16 protein-coding genes and 1 riboswitch are annotated in these 16932 nt (G+C 67.5%); of the genes, 7 read left to right on the plus strand and 9 right to left on the minus strand.

Going from position 1 to position 16932, the window contains the following annotated elements; all coding sequences use genetic code 11:
* Nucleotides 1-12: 12 nt before the first annotated feature.
* Genes IPP91_12170 through IPP91_12205 form a run of 8 tightly spaced genes read right to left on the minus strand, consistent with a single transcriptional unit; the run spans nt 13 to nt 6782 of the window.
* Nucleotides 13-1008, minus strand: a complete 996-nt coding sequence (locus IPP91_12170; protein ID MBL0142824.1) for a GTP-binding protein — start codon at nt 1006-1008, stop codon at nt 13-15.
* Nucleotides 1009-1017: 9 nt separating this feature from the next.
* On the minus strand, nt 1018-2034 hold the full coding sequence (locus IPP91_12175; protein MBL0142825.1) for a GTP-binding protein: 1017 nt from the start codon (nt 2032-2034) through the stop codon (nt 1018-1020).
* A gap of 29 nt (nt 2035-2063) precedes the next feature.
* Nucleotides 2064-2504, minus strand: coding sequence for a transcriptional repressor (locus tag IPP91_12180; protein ID MBL0142826.1), 441 nt, complete (start codon nt 2502-2504; stop codon nt 2064-2066).
* A gap of 53 nt (nt 2505-2557) precedes the next feature.
* Entirely contained in the window at nt 2558-3463 is a 906-nt protein-coding gene (xerC, locus tag IPP91_12185; protein MBL0142827.1) for a tyrosine recombinase XerC, read from the minus strand.
* Entirely contained in the window at nt 3432-4106 is a 675-nt protein-coding gene (locus tag IPP91_12190; GenBank protein MBL0142828.1) for a DUF484 family protein, read from the minus strand. The genes xerC and IPP91_12190 overlap by 32 nt, the downstream gene beginning before the upstream one ends.
* A complete protein-coding gene (dapF, locus tag IPP91_12195; GenBank protein ID MBL0142829.1) occupies nt 4103-4987 on the minus strand; it encodes a diaminopimelate epimerase in 885 nt (294 codons plus the stop codon). The genes IPP91_12190 and dapF overlap by 4 nt, the downstream gene beginning before the upstream one ends.
* 5 nt (nt 4988-4992) lie before the next feature.
* A complete protein-coding gene (locus IPP91_12200; protein MBL0142830.1) occupies nt 4993-5880 on the minus strand; it encodes a lysophospholipid acyltransferase family protein in 888 nt (295 codons plus the stop codon).
* On the minus strand, nt 5874-6782 hold the full coding sequence (locus IPP91_12205; protein ID MBL0142831.1) for a lysophospholipid acyltransferase family protein: 909 nt from the start codon (nt 6780-6782) through the stop codon (nt 5874-5876). Before IPP91_12205 ends, IPP91_12200 begins: the two co-directional genes overlap by 7 nt.
* A 57-nt stretch (nt 6783-6839) precedes the next feature.
* Here IPP91_12205 and IPP91_12210 point away from each other — a divergent pair, with 57 nt between their 5' ends.
* Nucleotides 6840-8039 carry a methionine adenosyltransferase gene (locus IPP91_12210; protein MBL0142832.1) on the plus strand — a complete coding sequence of 400 codons (1200 nt, stop codon included), beginning with the start codon at nt 6840-6842 and terminating at the stop codon, nt 8037-8039.
* Between the two features lie 84 nt (nt 8040-8123).
* Here IPP91_12210 and IPP91_12215 read toward each other — a convergent pair whose 3' ends face one another.
* Nucleotides 8124-9347 (minus strand): hypothetical protein, encoded by a 1224-nt coding sequence (locus tag IPP91_12215; protein MBL0142833.1) that lies wholly within the window; start codon nt 9345-9347, stop codon nt 8124-8126.
* Nucleotides 9348-9770: 423 nt separating this feature from the next.
* Here IPP91_12215 and IPP91_12220 point away from each other — a divergent pair, with 423 nt between their 5' ends.
* From IPP91_12220 to metF, 6 genes are all read left to right on the plus strand, one after another.
* Nucleotides 9771-10961 (plus strand): cation:proton antiporter, encoded by a 1191-nt coding sequence (locus IPP91_12220; GenBank protein MBL0142834.1) that lies wholly within the window; start codon nt 9771-9773, stop codon nt 10959-10961.
* A gap of 2 nt (nt 10962-10963) precedes the next feature.
* Nucleotides 10964-12094 (plus strand): glutamate--cysteine ligase, encoded by a 1131-nt coding sequence (locus IPP91_12225; protein MBL0142835.1) that lies wholly within the window; start codon nt 10964-10966, stop codon nt 12092-12094.
* Nucleotides 12095-12187: 93 nt separating this feature from the next.
* Nucleotides 12188-12970, plus strand: coding sequence for a GGDEF domain-containing protein (locus IPP91_12230; GenBank protein MBL0142836.1), 783 nt, complete (start codon nt 12188-12190; stop codon nt 12968-12970).
* Between the two features lie 25 nt (nt 12971-12995).
* Nucleotides 12996-14237 (plus strand): sodium:proton antiporter, encoded by a 1242-nt coding sequence (locus tag IPP91_12235; protein MBL0142837.1) that lies wholly within the window; start codon nt 12996-12998, stop codon nt 14235-14237.
* A 217-nt stretch (nt 14238-14454) separates the two neighbouring features.
* A riboswitch (S-adenosyl-L-homocysteine riboswitch) is annotated at nt 14455-14530 on the plus strand.
* Nucleotides 14531-14596: 66 nt separating this feature from the next.
* Complete coding sequence (locus tag IPP91_12240; protein MBL0142838.1) at nt 14597-16027, plus strand: adenosylhomocysteinase; 1431 nt, start codon at nt 14597-14599, stop codon at nt 16025-16027.
* A gap of 45 nt (nt 16028-16072) precedes the next feature.
* Nucleotides 16073-16918: a methylenetetrahydrofolate reductase [NAD(P)H] gene (gene metF / locus IPP91_12245; GenBank protein MBL0142839.1), complete on the plus strand. Its 846-nt coding sequence runs from the start codon at nt 16073-16075 to the stop codon at nt 16916-16918.
* Nucleotides 16919-16932 lie beyond the last annotated feature (14 nt).

Below are 16932 nucleotides of genomic sequence, written 5' to 3' on the forward strand. Positions count from 1 at the left end.
GGGGAAGCTCGTTCAGGCGACGCAGTAAGCCAGGCCTTCCTCGAACAGGCGGCGCGGGATCCTTCGGCCGATGAATACCATCACGGTCTCCCGGGCCTCCCCGGACGCCCAGGGCTTGCCGGGGGTGCCGCCCATCAGCATGTGCACGCCCTGGAAGATCATGCGCCGCGGCTCGCCCTGGATGTTGAGGATTCCCTTGTAACGCAGCAGGTCCTCGCCGTAGTTCTGCACCATGAGCGAGAGGAACGTCTCGATCTTCTCCATGTGCATGGGTCGCGGATCCCTCCAGACGAAGCTCTTCACGTCGTCGTCATGATGATGGTGGTCTTCAGCAAGGAAGGCAGGGTCGATCTCGAGCGCGGCATTGAGGTTGAAGCCCCGGATGTCGAGGATCTCCCGGATATCGGTTTCTCCGAAGTGGACCTTCTTCTGCTGGGCCCTGGGGTTCATGCCGCGCAGGCGGTCCGCCAGGTCCGCGATCTCGCCCTCGCCGACCAGGTCCGTCTTGGAGAGCAGGATTCGGTCCGCGAAGCCCACCTGCGCGCGCGCCTCGTCGTGCTCGTCGAGCTGCTTCTGGCCGTGCATCGCATCCACCACGGTGATGACCGCGTCGAGCAGGTATTCGCCGTGGATGCCTTCGTCCATGAAGAACGTCTGCGCGACCGGCCCGGGGTTGGCGAGGCCGGTGGTCTCGATGACGACGCGGTCGAACTTCAGCGCGCCCTCGCGGCGCTTCTTCCCGAGCTCGCCCAGGATGCGCACGAGGTCGCCGCGCACGGTGCAGCACAGGCACCCGTTGTTCATCTCGATGATCTGCTCCTCGCGGTCCTCCACGAGGATCTCGTTGTCCACGCCGGTCTCGCCGAACTCGTTCTCGATCACGGCAATCCGCTCGCCGTGCTGCTCGGTGAGGATGCGGTTCAGGAGCGTCGTCTTTCCCGCCCCGAGAAAGCCGGTGAGGATGGTGACGGGGATAAGGTCCTTGTCGGGGTTCGGGACGGCGGCCATGCGTTACCTCTAGGCGGGGGCGAGGACGAAGGAATCCAATGTCTGGGCGACAAACGATTCTTCAAGGTCGCGGACGATGAATACGAGGCGCGTGCGGCGGTCCGTGTCGGGCCAGGCCGGCAGGCGCGCGGCGGGATAAAGCGTGTGCTGGACGGCGTGCACCGCGACGGGGCCGGCCTCGCTTGCGGCGTTCACGAGCCCCTTCACGCGCAGGATCCGGTCGCCGGCGAGCTCGAGCAGGGTGGCGAGGCCGTCCTCGAAGGCCGGCCAGTCGACGGGTGTACCGGCGAACCACGCGAAAGCGCGCACGTGCGGATCGTGCATGGCGGGCGCCGGTGCGCCGGCCCGACGGTAGGCGCCGGCGTTCAGCCAGGAAACCGGGTCCGGCAGGCGTTGCGCGCCCCGGTAGAGACCTGTGTCGAGCAGTCGTTCCGGGTCGGCGTCGCCCTCGGCGCTGCGGATGCGCCGGGCGCCGGGGTTGAGCGCGGCGAGTCGGACCTCGATCGCATCGAGCGCGTCCGCCTGCGCGATGTCCGCCTTCGTGATCACCAGGCGGTCGGCGACCGCGGCCTGCTTCACGGCCTCGGGATGGCGATCGAGCTCGCCCATTCCATGCACGCCATCGACGGTGGTCACGATGCCGGAGAGCGAGTACCGCGCGGAGACCAGCGGAAGTTCGATGAGCGTGCGGGCGAGCGGCGCCGGGTCGGCGAGGCCCGTCGTCTCCACGATCACCCGGCCGAACGCCGGGATCTCACCCGACGCGCGCTTGAAGTAGAGGTCCCGCATGGCCTGCACGAGGTCGCCCGCCACCTGGCAGCACACACAGCCGCTGGGCAGAAGCACCACGTTCTCGGATGCGGTGCGCACGAGGAGGTGGTCGATCCCCACCGGCCCGAATTCGTTCACGATCACGGCGCAGTCGCCGGCCGCCGGGTGCCGCAGGAGCCGGTTGAGGAGCGTCGTCTTCCCGCTGCCGAGAAAGCCCGTGAGCAGCGTGACTGGGGTGATCGGGGTGGCGGTCATTGGGGGCGGCAGGTCGCGCAATCAAGGATTCAACGGCACGCCGCGCACCGGCCCTGCACGGTGAGCTCGACCTTCTCCCGCACGAAGCCCCTCGGCAGCTTCACGTTCGGCGGCATGGCGACCTCCTCGAGACAGACGGTCGTGCCGCAATGCGAGCACGTGAAGTGAGCGTGCGGGCCGTGGGAAGCGCCGCGGTTGGCGCGAAAGCGCCATGTCCGGTCGTCGCCCGGGATGCGGTGGACCAGGCCGAGTTGCACCAACCAGTCGAGCACGCGGTAGACGGTCACGCGATCGACGGGCAGGCTTGCCCGCAGCGCGGCCTCGACCTCGTGATGCGTGAGCGCCGTAACGGACCCCAGGAGGACCGCGAGGACCGCAGCGCGCGGGGCGGTCAGGCGCTCGCCGGAAAGGCGTATCCGGGCCTGCGCGGCTGGCAGTTGCGCCGCATGGAGCGATCGGGTCTTTCCCATGGCGGAATTCTAGGCCGCGAGCCGGTGCAGATGCAATTCGGTTGCGGCTTCGGTCAGCTCTTGCGCTTGGCGCGGGGGTGGGCCGCGTCGTAAATCTTCGACAGGTGCTGGAAATCGAGGTGCGTGTAGACCTGCGTCGAGGCAATGCTCGCGTGGCCGAGCATCTCCTGCACGGCGCGCAGGTCGCCCGAGGACTGCAGCACGTGCGAGGCAAAGGAGTGACGAAGCATGTGCGGGTGCACATCCACGGCGAGTCCCGCGGCGGCAGCCCACCGCTTGATGCGGCGCTGGACCTCCCGGGGCGACAACCGCTTTCCGGAGCGGCCGACGAAGATCGCCGTCTCGCCGGGCGCCGCGAGGCGGGCGCGGATCGGCAGCCAGCGCGCGAGCGCCTCCAGGGCCGGTGCGCCCACCGGGATGATCCGCGTCTTCGAGCCCTTTCCCGTGACGCGGGCCTCGCCTGCTCTCGCGTCGATGGCGCCCATGTCGAGGCCGGTGAGTTCCGAGACCCGCAGCCCGCAGGAATAGGCGAGCTCGAACAGCGCGCGATCCCGGATGCCGCCATCGGAGGTGTCCTCGATGGCGACCAGGCGCGATGCGTCGTCGGGGGAAAGCGTCTCCGGAAGCGTGCGCGCGGCACGCGGCGCGCGCACACCCTTGCACGGGTTGGCGGAAAGTTCGCGCTGCCGCACCAGCCAGTCGAAATAGCCGCGCCAGGACGAGAGCACCCGCGCGAGCGATCGTGGCGCGAGGCCGCGCCCGTGCAGGGTCGCCACGAAGCGGCGGATGTCGGCGGATTGCACGGCGCCGGGCTCGCGTCCGGACGAAAGCGTCTCGAGGAGCATCCCGTCGCGGGAGTAGGCGGCAAGCGTGTGCGCGGCCAGGCGCCGCTCGTGCCGGAGAAAATCGAGGTAGCGCGCGAACGCGCTAGCCGGCGGGCTCACGGATGGGGGTGAGATGGCGCCACAGGGCGCAACCGAGGAGTTCGCCGATGCGCGCGAGGTAGAGCGTGCCCATTTCCGGGTAGAAGCGCTGCGGGTCTTCCGATCCGAGCGCGAGCACGCCGAAGCACTGCTCGCCGTGCCGCAGCGCCACGAGCGCGAATGACTTCAGGTGCGCTGCCGACTCGCCGAACCAGGCCTGGCTTTCGTAAACGGCATGGCTGCCGCAGTACGGCGCCGTCATTTGCGCCACGAACTCGCGTATCTCCGCGGCGACCTCGCCGAACTCCTTTGTCTCGGCGCTGCCCTCGGCGACGTTCCACAGGCGAACGGCGACGTGGGGAACGGCGAAATGGTCGAGGAGGTCGAGATAGGCCGTGTCGAGGACGCCTTCCTGCCCCGCCGCTTCCAGGAGGCGGCAGGCCAGGCGGTGAACCTTTTCCGAGACGGCGTCGTTTTCCTCGCCGAACCCGATCAGCTCCCGCAGCTTGTCCTCGAGGAGCCGCGTCTTTTCGCGCACTGCAACGAGCTGGCGTTCGCCGATCGACACCGCACGCCCGCCATGCGGATGCGGGATCTGGATGTTCACCAGCAGGTCGACGTTCTGCTCGAAGAAGCCGGGGTTCTGGCGAAGGAATTCTGCGACTTGTTCCGGGGTCAGCAAGAGGGATTCTCCAGTGAGGCGGGCGCCGGGAGCTCGATCTCGCCCGCGAAAACACGCACCGCGTCTCCCGTCATCATAACGGGAGCGAAGTGGGGCGTCACATCCGCGCCCTGTCCCGCCCAGCCGATGGTGAGGTCGCCGCCTCTCGTCGTCACGCGGACCTGGGGGTCGAGGAGCCCGCGGCGAATACCGGCGACGACAGCCGCGCACGCGCCGGTACCGCAAGCAAGTGTCTCGCCGACGCCGCGCTCCCAGACCCGCAGGCGGATGTGGTTCCGGGAGAGGACCTGCAGGTAGCCCGCGTTCACGCGCTGCGCAAAGGCGGCGTGGTTCTCGATGAGCGGGCCCTGGCTTGCGACCGGCGCGGAATCGATGTCCGCCACCACCTGCACGGCGTGCGGGTTGCCCATCGACAACACGCTCACCTCGACCGTCGCGCCGCCCACCTCGAGCTCGTAGGTCGGGCGCTCGGCCGCTGCCGTGAACGGGATCTGTGCGGGCGCGAAGCGGGGCGGCCCCATGTCCACCGTTACCTGCCCCGACGGCTCGATGCGCGGGCGGATGACGCCCCGCGCCGTCTCGACCCGCAGCTCGTCCTTCGTGGTGAGTCCCTCGTCGCGCACGAATCGCGCGAAACAGCGCGCACCGTTGCCGCACTGCTCGACCTCGCCGCCGTCGGCGTTCCAGATACGGTAGCGGAAGTCGTTCGCCGGATCCGAGGCCCTTTCCACCATCAGGAGCTGGTCGCAACCGATGCCGAAATGCCTGTCCGCGATGGCGCGAACCTGTGCCGCGGTAAGGGCGATGGGCCGGCGCACGCCGTCGATCACGACGAAATCGTTTCCCTGGCCGTGCATCTTGGTGAATCTCAGGCGCATGGGCGTCATTTTCGCCGATAGGGGGAAGGTTCGCCGGGCGGGCGCGTCTTGAAGCGCTTGTGGGCCCAGAAATACTGCTCGGGATGCTCGCGCACGCGCTCCTCGATGAAGGCGTTCATGCGGCGCACGTCGGCCTCGATGTCGTCGGTGGGATAGTCCTCCCACGGCGGGTAGATCCGAACCTCGTAGCCGTGTTCCCGCTGCCAGCAAATCACCGGCACGACGGTCGCACGGCCCAGGCGCGCCAGGCGCGGCAGGGCGGTCACCGTCGCCGCGGGAACGCCGAAGAACGGCGAGAAGATCGCGTCGCGCGCCCCGAAATCCATGTCGGGAAGGAAGTAGAGGCACTTTCCCTCGCGAAGGACCTTGACGATCGCTCGCATGCCATCCTGGCGTGACAGAAGCGTCGGGTTGCCGAAACGCAGTCGTCCCTTGAGGAACAGGCGGTCGAGGACCGGGTTCTTCTGGCGGCTGTAGATGCTCGCAGAATCGGGAAACTCGTGTGCCAGGCGCCCCCCGCCCATGTTCAGGCCGACGAAGTGCGGCGCCAGCAAGATGGTGGGCTTGCCCTGCTGGCGCTCGAGGTGCTCGCGTCCGCGCACCGTGACCAGGCCGAGGACGCGCTCGTCGCTCCCGAACCACATCACGCTCAGCTCGATCGCGCTTCGCCCGAGCGCCTCGAAGTGGCGGCGCCCGATCGCCTTGCGCTGCTCCTGCGGCACACCGGGAAAGCAAAGCGCGAGGTTCGTATCCGTGACGCGCCCGCGCCCGAACCGGTAAAGGAGCCGCCCCAGGGCGCGCCCGATCCCCCCGAGAACCGGCATGGGAAGCCAGTGCAGCAGCCACAGCAGGGCGACGACCAGCCACGATCCGAGGCCGCGCAGGATCACCATCGCATCGCTCCCGGTGCCGGCGGCGCGCCTGCCGGCCGCTTGTAGCGGTTGTAGCCCCACAGGTACTGGGCAGGCGCCATCCGGATGAGAGCCTCGACGCCCCGGTTCACGGCGAGGGCGGCGGCGGAGCGCTCGGCCGGGAGGGGAGCCTCGCTCACCTGCAAGTGCAGGCGGAATCCGCGACTGTCGGCCAGGCGCTCGGCGAAGCAGTACACGATGACCGCCCCCGAGGCCTCCTGCAGCCGGCCCGTGAGCGTCATCGTGTAGGCGGGACGGCCGAAGAAATCGATCCATTCGCCCTCGCCCTCGCCCGGCACCTGATCGGGGAGGATCACGGTGCACCCACCCTTGCGCAGGTGCCTGAGGAGCATGCGCACGCCCGCCATGGTGGCCGGTGCGACGTTGGAGCCGTCGGGCGCCGCGCCGCGGTTGCGTCCTTCCCGGATGAGTTCGTCGAGCCAGCCGAGCTTGTGTGGCCGGTACATGGCCATGATCGGCAGTCGCGACCAGAGGTAGCGCCCCGCGATGTCATAGCTGCCCAGATGTGGCGTCACGAAGATCAGGGGGCGTCCCTCGGCGCGCAGGCGTTCCACCGTATCCCAGCCAACGAGTTCCTTCACCAGGCCCGAGACGTCCTCCACCGGGCGAAAGAGGGCCCAGGCCAGCTCGGCCGCCCCCTTGCCGATCTCGGCAGCGTTCTCGCGGGCGAGGCGGGCGAGCGCCGCATCGTCGGCGGCGATTGCGGCCGTCCGCAGGTTCTCGAGCGTGCGCAGGCGGAAGCGCGGAGACAGGAGGAAGACTAGCCGGCCGGCGACCGCGCCCAGCCGATGGTTCGCGGGAAGGTCCAGCCAGGCAAGGAACCGGAGGAGGAGTCTCAAGACGGGTCTGCCGGCGTTAGGCAGCGAGGGCGCAAAATTTGCTAAAATTACGGGTTCAACTGCGACTGTGGGGCGAACCCGATGAAATCGAACTACCTCTTTACCTCGGAATCGGTGTCCGAGGGCCACCCCGACAAGGTGGCGGACCAGATCTCCGATGCCGTTCTCGACGCCATTCTAGCGCAGGACCCCCGGTCCCGAGTCGCGGCCGAGACGCTGTGCAACACGGGCCTGGTGGTGATGGCCGGCGAGATCACGACGCACGCGAACGTGGACTACATCCAGGTCGCGCGCGACACGATCAAGCGCATCGGGTACGACAACACCGAATTCGGCATCGACTACAAGGGCTGCGCGGTCATGGTCTGCTACGACAAGCAGAGCCCGGATATCTCCGCGGCCGTCGACCACGCCTCCGACGAGTACCTGAACCAGGGCGCCGGCGACCAGGGAATGATGTTCGGCTACGCGTGCAACGAGACCCCGGTGCTCATGCCCGCGCCGATCTACTACGCCCACCGCCTCGTCGAGCGCCAGTCGCAGGTGCGCAAGGACGGCCGCCTCCCGTGGCTACGCCCCGACGCCAAGAGCCAGGTGACCATGCGCTACGAGAACGGCAAGCCCGTCTCCATCGACACCGTCGTGCTCTCCACGCAGCACGCGCCCGATATTTCCCAGGAGCAGATCAAGGAGGCGGTGATCGAAATGGTCATCAAGCCCGTGCTCCCGAAGGACATGATCAAGGACACGCGCTACCTCGTGAATCCGAGCGGGCGCTTCGTCGTCGGCGGACCCCAGGGCGACTGCGGCCTCACTGGACGCAAGATCATCGTGGACACCTACGGCGGCGCCTGCCCGCACGGTGGCGGCGCGTTCTCCGGCAAGGATCCCTCGAAGGTCGATCGCTCTGCCGCCTATGCAGCGCGCTACGTGGCGAAGAACGTGGTGGCCGCCGGCCTCGCGCGCCAGTGCCAGATCCAGCTCTCCTACGCCATCGGCGTGGCGAAGCCCATCAATGTGACGATCTACACCGAGGGCACGGGCGTCATCGCCGACGACAAGATCGCGAAGCTGGTCGAGGAGCATTTCGACCTGCGTCCGAAAGGCATCGTCACCATGCTCGACCTCCTGCGCCCGATCTACCAGAAGACCGCCGCCTACGGCCACTTCGGTCGCGAGGAGCCGGAGTTCATGTGGGAGACCACGGACAAGGCGAAGCTGCTGCGGGAAGCCGCGGGCTTGAAGGGCGTCGCCCACGTGGCTGCCGCGACCGCGGACTGACTTTCCCCGTGCATCGAGGCGCAGCCGGCCGCAGGGATGGCCCCGATCACGAGGGGGACCGGTGCGTGCATCGAGGCCTTCCGCTCAGCGCCCGAAGATGCCTTTCTTGAGGATGTCGAGCGGATTGATCGTCTCGTCCTTCTCCCTCCGCTGCTGTTGCGGCTGCCGTTCCGGTGCCGCCTCCTGCCCCAGCATCGTCATCGAGGTCGACTTCACGCGCACGCGCAACGACCACTCGGGGTTCCACGCGGCAAGCAGCTTCGCGGCGGTGGGACGCGGCGGGTGCAGCAGGTTCAGCTCGTTGCCGTAGGCGATGGCGCGAACCATCGCGCCCGCGGCCTTGGCGAAGATCCCTTCGGGAATCGCGCATTTCTGCGTCGTTGCCGGAAGCAGGACCTTGTCCTTCACCCACTGATCGATCTGGCCGTTGGCGAGGTAGTCCATGAGGCCGAGCCCGGCTTCGGGCACGTCGCTCGAGCTCCACAGGATGAGGTCGTCCCCGCCGCCGCCCATGGCCGAGAGGAAGTACGCCCGCGCAGTGGAGACGGCATTCCAGCTAACCGGAATGGAGGCCTTGGCGTCCCCGGGCGCGGCGAGATTGAGCCTTTCCATGAAGTCCTGCTTTTCCCCGATCGCGAACTTCAGGCTGGGCGGCACCCCTTCGCCGCTCACTGCGTGGTCGCCGGACAGCGAGGAATCCTTCGGCACGCGCTGCTTGTCCTTCTCGTTGGGCCAGATGGCGCGCCCCGGCTGGCTCGTGGCGCCGCGCTCGGGCGCGTAACGGCCCATGAAGAACTTTCCGAAGTCCGCCGGCCCGGCCGTGGCCATGTCGAGGACGCGTGGCTGCCCGGGGCGTACCGTCTCGCTGCAGCCCCAGTAAAGCAGCAGCCGGCCCTTCGGCCGCTCCGGCTCCTCGACCCCGCCTTGCGACGTGCCGCTGGGCTGCGGCCTCGCCACCGGCTGGAGCGGCAGGCCGGGGCCCATTCTCTGGCCGGGCGGAATCGCATGGGTCGCTTCGGTGCCGGCGGGCTTCTCGCGCGTGTACAACGCGAGGTCGAGCCACTTGCCGGGCATCATGCCCATCTTCGAGCCGCCGAAGAAGTTGCCCATCATGCCGCCGATGAGCGGCGAGTCGGCCATCTCCTCCATGCCGGGAATGGACATGTTCACGGTCGCGACGTCCATCCAGTAGTTGGCGATCGGCGTTTTCGCCGGCGCGGCCTTCGATTGCGCGAGCGCGGGCGCGGCGGAAAGGGCGAGTGCAACGGCGAGGGCGAGGCGGGCGACGTGGGGGGCTGGGCAGTTCACGGGATACCTCCGGCTGGAATGACGGGTCACGCCGCACGCTACCAAGCGGCGGGCCTTCGCGGCAAGCCAAATCTCCGGCCAGCCTCGATCTGTGTCAGCCGACGGGGCGCTTCACGAGTGGGGCGGCGCATCGAGGCCTCCCGTCCGCGTGGCGATGGCGACGAGCCTCGACTTGGTCGCCGCGAACTACTCCCGGCTGCCAGCCGTCACCGTAGGGGTCGATTCGCGAAAACCACTGTCCGTACCGGTGCGCGAGTTCCCATGCATCGATCCGCCCCGGGGATACATTAAACTCGGCCAACACACCTGCTCCGGGAATTCCTGCCTGCGGGGCCACGCGACTTCCGTTGCCCAAGGCAAGCCTCCGGCCCCGAAATGACTCGGGGTCGGGAGGCAGGGCAAGCGCGCTGAAAAGGAGAAGTCATGTTCGATAACGTGGATTCGGTCTTGACCAACATTGCCTGGCCTGTCGCCCTGGCGATCGCTTGGGTCGCGGGGGAATTTGGCCATCGCTGGGCTCGTCTGCCGCGAATCAGCAGCTACGGCATTGCCGGTTTCGCCATGGCGGCCAGCCAGGGCGGCTTTCTCCCGGATCCATCCGGCAGCCCCATCGCCTTGCTCGCCGACGTCGCGTTCGGCCTGATCCTGTTCGAGCTGGGCTATCGCATCAACCTGAAGTGGCTGCGCGCCAACCCGTGGCTGGGCGCCACGAGCCTGGTCGAGGCGGGCGGCACGTTCGCTGCCGTTTTTCTCGTCGCCCGTCTTTTTGGCGCGCCTCTTGTTCCGTCCCTGTTGCTCGCGTCGCTGGCGATGTCGACTTCTCCGGCGGCCGTCCTGCGCGTCGTGAACGAGGTCGGCGGGTCGGGCCAGGTGACGGAACGTACCCTGCACTTGTCCGCCTTCAACTGCGTATTGGCCGTGATCATGTTCAAGGCGATCGTCGGCTACTGGGTGCTGGCGAGCGCCGGCAGTGTCTTCCAGGCGCTTTGGAGCAGCGTCGTCGTCGTTCTCGTCTCGGCGGGGCTAGGAGCGCTGTTCGGTGTCGTCGTCCCGGCCGTGCTGCGCAGCGCGGGAGGCCTCGCCCGCAGCGCGACCATCGGCTTTGCCATCGCCGTTCTCCTCCTCACGGCCCTGACCCATTTCCTGAAATTCTCGCCGCTGCTGGCGGCACTCGCTTTCGGTGTGGTCGCCCGGCATCGGCGCGTCGTCCTGTCCCAGGCTCAGCGCAACTTCGGCGCCCTTGGCGACCTGCTGACTATCCTCCTCTTCGTGTTCGTCGCGGCCACCCTGGAATGGAAGCAGATTGTCGTCGGCGCGCCGCTTGCCGCCGCCGTCGTGGGCGCGCGCATGCTGGCGAAGATTGCGGCGACGACGCTCTTCGCGAGGCCCAGCGGCATCTCGGCGCGCAAGGGATTGCTCACCGGCCTTGCGCTGACGCCGGTATCGGTATTCGTCATCCTGCTCCTCGAGCAGTCCCGACACCTCAAGCTTGGCGTTCTCGAGGACATGGTCGGCGTCGCGGCGATCGTTCTCCTGCTCGAGGTGCTCGGCCCGCTGGCCACGCAGTGGGCGCTGATCTGGGCGGGCGAGAGCCGGCAAGGCGAGGAGGCCTGACGATGGCACTGGAACCCTTCAAGTCCGGCGAGTCCCTCACCATGGGCGTGGAACTCGAGCTGCAGCTGGTGAACCCGACCGACTATGACCTGTCGGCATCGGCGTCGGACATGCTGCACCTGCTCGAACGCGCGCCGTTCCCGGGCGATGTGAAGCCGGAAATCACCGATAGCATGATCGAGGTCTCGACGGACGTGCACAAGCGGCACGACGAGATGCTGGCACAGTTGCGAGGCATGCGCGGTGCACTGGTGGCTGCGGGAGACCGCCTCAATGTCGGCCTTTGCGGCGGCGGAACGCACCCATTCCAGCACTGGGTCGACCGGCGCATCTTTTCCAAGCCGCGCTTCAAGGAGATCTCGACCCTTTACGGCTATCTTGCCAAGCAGTTCACGGTATTCGGCCAGCATGTCCACATCGGCTGCAGCTCGGCCGATGAGGGCCTTTACCTGCTGCACGCCCTGAACCGCTATCTGCCGCATTTCATCGCGCTTTCGGCGTCGTCTCCCTTTTCACAGGGCGTCGATACGCTGTTCGATTCGGCGCGGCTGAATTCGGTATTCGCCTTCCCGCTGAGCGGACGGGCACCGTTTCTGCTGAAGTGGTCCGATTTCGAGCAGAAGTATTTCGCCAAGATGGAAGCAACGGGCGTGGTCAGGAGCATGAAGGACTTCTACTGGGACATCCGCCCGAAGCCCGAATACGGCACCATCGAGCTGCGCGTCTGCGACACTCCGCTGACGGTCGAGCGCGCGGCAGCGCTCGCCTGCTACCTGCAGGCCTTGTGCCGCATGCTGCTCGAGAAAGGCGAACCTTCGCCGGCCGAAGACGACTACCTCGTCTACAACTTCAACCGCTTCCAGGCCTGCCGCTTCGGGCTGGATGGGTCGATGGTTCACCCAAAGACCAACGAAAGCATTTCCCTGCGCGAGGACATCCTCTCGACCCTGCGCCTGCTTGCGCCCCACGCCGATGTCCTTGCCAGCCAGCCGGCGCTTGACGAGCTCTATGGCGTTGCCGCCAGTGGAGGCAATCATGCGAGCTATCTGCGCAGCCAGTTCTGGGATGCGGGCGGACTCCCCGGCATGGTCGAGGCCGCGGTGCTGTGCTTCCGTGGCGAACCCTCGCGGTGAGGTGCCGACAAGCGCTGCATAGCGGGATGAGGCATGCAGCCGTTCGCTAGGCTCCCCGGGCGGGAGCATCTTCGCCTTGTCTGGACCGGCGCCTTGGCCTGGTTCGTCCTGTTGGGCCTGTTGCGCACGTCGACCGATGCGGAGTACGCCTTTGCCTCCGCTGCCATCATTCCCGTCCTGCTGGTGACGTGGGCGGGCGGCTTGCGGCAGGGCGTGCTCGCGTCCATCTTCGCCGTCGCGATGTGGGTGGTCGCAGACGCGTTGTCCGATCGCGAATGGGCGAATGCCGGAATTGCGCTCCTGAACGGCTTCATTCGCCTGCTCACGTACTGCTTTGTCGCCTACATGACTTCCCAGGTCCGGATCCTGCTGAATCGGGAAGCCGAGCTGGCAAGATACGATGTCCTTACGGGGTTGCTGAACAGGCGGGCATTCCTGGATGCCGGGGCTGCGGAAGCGCGTCGCGCATCGCGTTATCCCCAGCACCTGGCGGTGGCATTCCTCGATCTGGACGACTTCAAGAAGCTGAATGACAGCCGGGGCCATAGCGCGGGCGACACGGCCCTGTCGGCAGTCGCGCTCGCCTTGAAGCAAGCCCTTCGAGGCACGGACACCATGGCCCGGCTGGGAGGCGATGAATTCGCCATCATGCTTCCCGAGACCGATCTCCCGGCCGCAACCGGGGCCGGCCGCAAGATCGCGGCCGCGGTCGCCGAAGCGCTGGCGCCTTTTGCACCGGTCACCGCGAGCGTGGGCGTCGCCTGGTTCGACAAGCCGGCGGACAACTTCGAAGCGATGCTCGAAGCGGCCGACTCCCTGATGTACGAAGCAAAGAGGGGCGGAAAGGGCGGCCTGTGCATACGCTCATTTCCGTGACCGTCAGCTACCGAACGACCGACCCATGATCGACATCGCCGCCACCTGCCTCGTCATCACGGCGCTGCTGGCCTACCTGAACCATCGCTTCGTGCGGCTGCCGACGACCATCGGCGTGATGGTCATCGCGCTCGGCCTGTCCCTTGCGATCGTCGCGCTCGACGCGGCCGGCTGGGTCCAGGCGCTGCGGCGTTACGAGGAGTCGCTGCTGGGCGCCATCGACTTCTCCGACGTGCTGATGCAGGGAATGCTGTCGCTGTTGCTGTTCGCCGGCGCCCTGCACGTGGACCTGAGCGAGCTGAAGGTCCAGCGCTGGTCCGTCGCGGCGCTGGCCCTGGCCGGCACGCTGCTGTCCACGCTGCTGGTCGGCTTCGGCCTTTGGCTGGCGCTGCCCTGGGCCGGCGCGCCGCTCACCCTGCCGTATTGCCTGCTCTTCGGGGCGTTGATCTCTCCCACCGACCCGATCGCCGTGATGGGCATCCTCAAGTCGGCGGGTGCGCCGAAGAACCTCGAGCTGCTGATCGCCGGCGAGTCGCTGTTCAACGACGGCGTGGGCGTGGTGATCTTCGCGCTGCTCGTGGGCATGCTCGCGGGCGGTGCGCCGCCGACTGCGGACGCGGCACTGACGCTGCTGCTTCGCGAGGCGGGCGGCGGCATCGCCTTCGGTGTGGTGCTGGGCTACGTCACCTACCAGCTGCTCAAGAGCGTCGACCAGTACCAGGTCGAGGTGCTGCTCACGCTGGCGGCGGTGACCGGGGGCTACGCACTGGCGAACCACCTGCACGTATCGGGACCGCTGGCAATGGTCGTCACCGGACTCGCGGTCGGCAACCAGGGGCGCGCGCGGGCGATGTCCGACACGACGCGCCGCTACGTGGACATGTTCTGGGAGCTGGTTGACGAGATCCTGAACGCGGTGCTGTTCGTGCTGATCGGCATGGAAGTGCTCGTCGTCGCGTTCTCCGCCCGCCTGCTGGTGGCCGGAGGCATCGTGGTCGCAATCGCCCTGCTGGCACGGGGACTGTCCGTCGGACTGCCCGTCCGTGTCCTGGGCAGGCGGTTCGGGCTGCCCCACGGCGCGTGGCGCGTGGTCACCTGGGGCGGGCTTCGCGGGGGCATCTCCGTGGCGCTTGCGTTGTCCCTGCCCGCCGGACCGCCGCGGGATGTCGTCGTCGCGCTGACCTACTGCGTGGTGGTGTTCTCGATACTGGTCCAGGGGCTCACGATCGGTCGCGTGGTCCGGGGGGCCATGCGCTCCGCGCGCTGACGAGCCGGCCATGTCGCGGTCACGGCTTCGCCAGCTGCCGGCGAATGGCCGGCAATCCCCTCTTTCGTTCCGCGCTCATCGCGGGACAGGACAGGTCGAGCGCCTCGAACGCGCCCAGGACGACCCGGGAGATGATCAGCCGGGCCTTCTCCAGGCTCTTACCTCGTTGGACAAGACTTTGCCTGGAAAAGACCGGCGGGGGCCTGTATAATCCGTCCCGTCCGAGGAGCGTTGCAACGGGGTACCCCATCCCGCCAGGCTCGGATGTTTCACCGCAACGGCGCTCACCCGACTGTGCAGGACCGGGTGAGAGTCCCCGTTCGCACAGCGGCATCCCTCACCCGAATCTGGAGAGAACGATGAACGCTGTCCTGAAACCGAAAACCGCCGACTACGTCGTCGCCGACCTGGCCCTTACCGACTGGGGCCGCAAGGAAATCGCCATCGCCGAGACCGAGATGCCCGGTCTCATGGCGATCCGCGAGGAATTCGCCGCCACCCAGCCGCTGCGCGGCGCCCGCATCACCGGGTCGCTGCACATGACCATCCAGACCGCCGTCCTCATCGAGACGCTCAAGGCACTCGGCGCGGACGTACGCTGGGCCTCCTGCAACATCTATTCGACGCAGGACCACGCCGCGGCCGCCATCGCCTCGGGCGGCACGGCCGTCTTCGCGAAGAAGGGCGAGACGCTCGAAGAGTACTGGGACTACACACACCGCATCTTCGAGTGGCCGCCCCAGTCCGATGGAACGCCCGGGTACACCAACATGATCCTGGACGACGGCGGGGACGCGACGCTCCTTCTGCACCTGGGTGCGCGCGCCGAGGCCGATGCGATGGTCCTGGCGAACCCCGGCAGCGAGGAGGAGACCTGCCTCTACGCTTCCATCAAGGCGAAGCTCGCCCGCGACCCGAAGTGGTACTCCACGCGGCTTGCCCGGGTGAAGGGCGTGACCGAGGAGACCACCACGGGAGTCAAGCGCCTGTACCAGATGGCCAAGGACGGCATGCTCAAGTTTCCGGCCATCAACGTGAACGACTCCGTCACCAAGAGCAAGTTCGACAACCTCTACGGCTGCCGCGAGTCGCTGGTGGACGGCATCAAGCGCGCCACCGACGTGATGATCGCCGGCAAGGTCGCGGTGGTCGCGGGCTACGGCGACGTGGGCAAGGGCAGCGCGCAGGCGCTTCGCGCGCTGTCGGCGCAAGTCTGGATCACGGAGATCGACCCCATCTGCGCCCTGCAGGCCGCGATGGAGGGCTACCGCGTCGTGACGATGGACTACGCCTGCGACAAGGCCGACATCTTCGTCACCGCGACGGGCAATTTCCAGGTGATCACCGCGGCGCACATGAAGCGCATGAAGAATCAGGCGATCGTGTGCAACATCGGTCACTTCGACAACGAGATCGACGTGGCGACGCTCAAGTCGTGCCGGTGGGAGAACATCAAGCCGCAGGTGGACCATGTCATCTTCCCGGACGGCAAGCGCATCATCCTGCTCGCCGAGGGGCGGCTGGTGAACCTGGGCTGCGGGACGGGGCATCCGAGCTACGTGATGAGCTCCTCCTTCGCCAACCAGACGATCGCGCAGATCGAGCTGTTCAACAACCCCGACCGGTACCCCATCGGCGTGTACGTGCTGCCCAAGCACCTCGACGAGAAGGTGGCGCGGCTGCAGCTGAAGAAGCTGGGCGCGCAGCTGTCCGAGCTTTCCGACGCGCAGGCCCGCTACATCGGCGTCGCGAAGGAAGGCCCGTACAAGCCGGATTCGTACCGCTACTAGCGAGGCGGGGGCGCGGGCCTCAGGCCCGCGCCCCCGAATGCGCCCATGCAGACGCAAGGAAACCGCCCAAGGCTCTTCAGCTTCGAGTTCTTCCCGCCCAAGACCCCCGAGGGCGAGGAGAGGCTGCGCAATGCGCGCCGCCAGCTCGCGCAGCTGAAGCCCGCCTTCATGTCCTGCACCTTCGGGGCCGGCGGCTCGACCCAGGAAGGCACGCTGCGAACCATCCTCGAGATTCACCGCGAAGGCCACGCCGCGGCCCCGCACATCTCGTGCATCGGCTCGAAGCGCGAGGCGATCGCCGACCTCCTCGACCAATACCGCGAGGCGGGCATCCGCAGGCTCGTGTGCCTGCGCGGCGACCTGCCTTCGGGCATGGCCGTTGCCGGGGAATTCCGCTATGCGGCCGACCTCGTGAGGTATGTTCGCGAACGCACCGGCGACTGGTTCCACATCGAGGTGGCTGCCTATCCGGAGTTCCACCCGCAGGCGCGCCGCCCGGCGGACGACCTGGCGCACTTCAAGGCGAAGATCGATGCGGGGGCGAACTCCGCCATCACGCAGTACTTCTACAATGCCGACGCCTACGCCCATTTCGTCGAGTCCGTCGAGGCGCTGGGCGTGGACGTGCCCATCGTCCCGGGCATCATGCCGATCAACAATTACTCGCAGCTCGCGCGCTTCTCGGACGCCTGCGGGGCGGAGATCCCGCGCTGGGTCAGGATGCGGCTCGAAAGTTTCGGCGACGACACCGCCTCCATCAAGGCCTTCGGCCTGGATGTGGTGACGCAGTTGTGCGACCGGCTCCTGGGCATCGGCGCCCCGGGGCTGCACTTCTATACCCTCAACCAGGCCGGCCCCGCGACCACCATCTGGCAGCGGCTGGGGTTGTAGCGCCCATCCGGGGT

The organism is Betaproteobacteria bacterium, assembly GCA_016720855.1.
In the GTDB taxonomy this organism is placed as follows: Bacteria; Pseudomonadota; Gammaproteobacteria; order Burkholderiales; family Usitatibacteraceae; genus FEB-7.

What these genes read in the sequence shown, in the direction of transcription:
- IPP91_12170 (MBL0142824.1), bottom strand. Translation starts at nt 1,008, where the DNA reads ATGGCCGCCGTCCCGAACCCCGACAAGGACCTTATCCCCGTCACCATC.
- IPP91_12175 (MBL0142825.1), bottom strand. Translation starts at nt 2,034, where the DNA reads ATGACCGCCACCCCGATCACCCCAGTCACGCTGCTCACGGGCTTTCTC.
- IPP91_12180 (MBL0142826.1), bottom strand. Translation starts at nt 2,504, where the DNA reads ATGGGAAAGACCCGATCGCTCCATGCGGCGCAACTGCCAGCCGCGCAG.
- dapF (MBL0142829.1), bottom strand. Translation starts at nt 4,987, where the DNA reads ATGCGCCTGAGATTCACCAAGATGCACGGCCAGGGAAACGATTTCGTC.
- IPP91_12200 (MBL0142830.1), bottom strand. Translation starts at nt 5,880, where the DNA reads ATGGTGATCCTGCGCGGCCTCGGATCGTGGCTGGTCGTCGCCCTGCTG.
- IPP91_12210 (MBL0142832.1), top strand. Translation starts at nt 6,840, where the DNA reads ATGAAATCGAACTACCTCTTTACCTCGGAATCGGTGTCCGAGGGCCAC.
- IPP91_12220 (MBL0142834.1), top strand. Translation starts at nt 9,771, where the DNA reads ATGTTCGATAACGTGGATTCGGTCTTGACCAACATTGCCTGGCCTGTC.
- IPP91_12225 (MBL0142835.1), top strand. Translation starts at nt 10,964, where the DNA reads ATGGCACTGGAACCCTTCAAGTCCGGCGAGTCCCTCACCATGGGCGTG.
- IPP91_12235 (MBL0142837.1), top strand. Translation starts at nt 12,996, where the DNA reads ATGATCGACATCGCCGCCACCTGCCTCGTCATCACGGCGCTGCTGGCC.
- IPP91_12240 (MBL0142838.1), top strand. Translation starts at nt 14,597, where the DNA reads ATGAACGCTGTCCTGAAACCGAAAACCGCCGACTACGTCGTCGCCGAC.
- metF (MBL0142839.1), top strand. Translation starts at nt 16,073, where the DNA reads ATGCAGACGCAAGGAAACCGCCCAAGGCTCTTCAGCTTCGAGTTCTTC.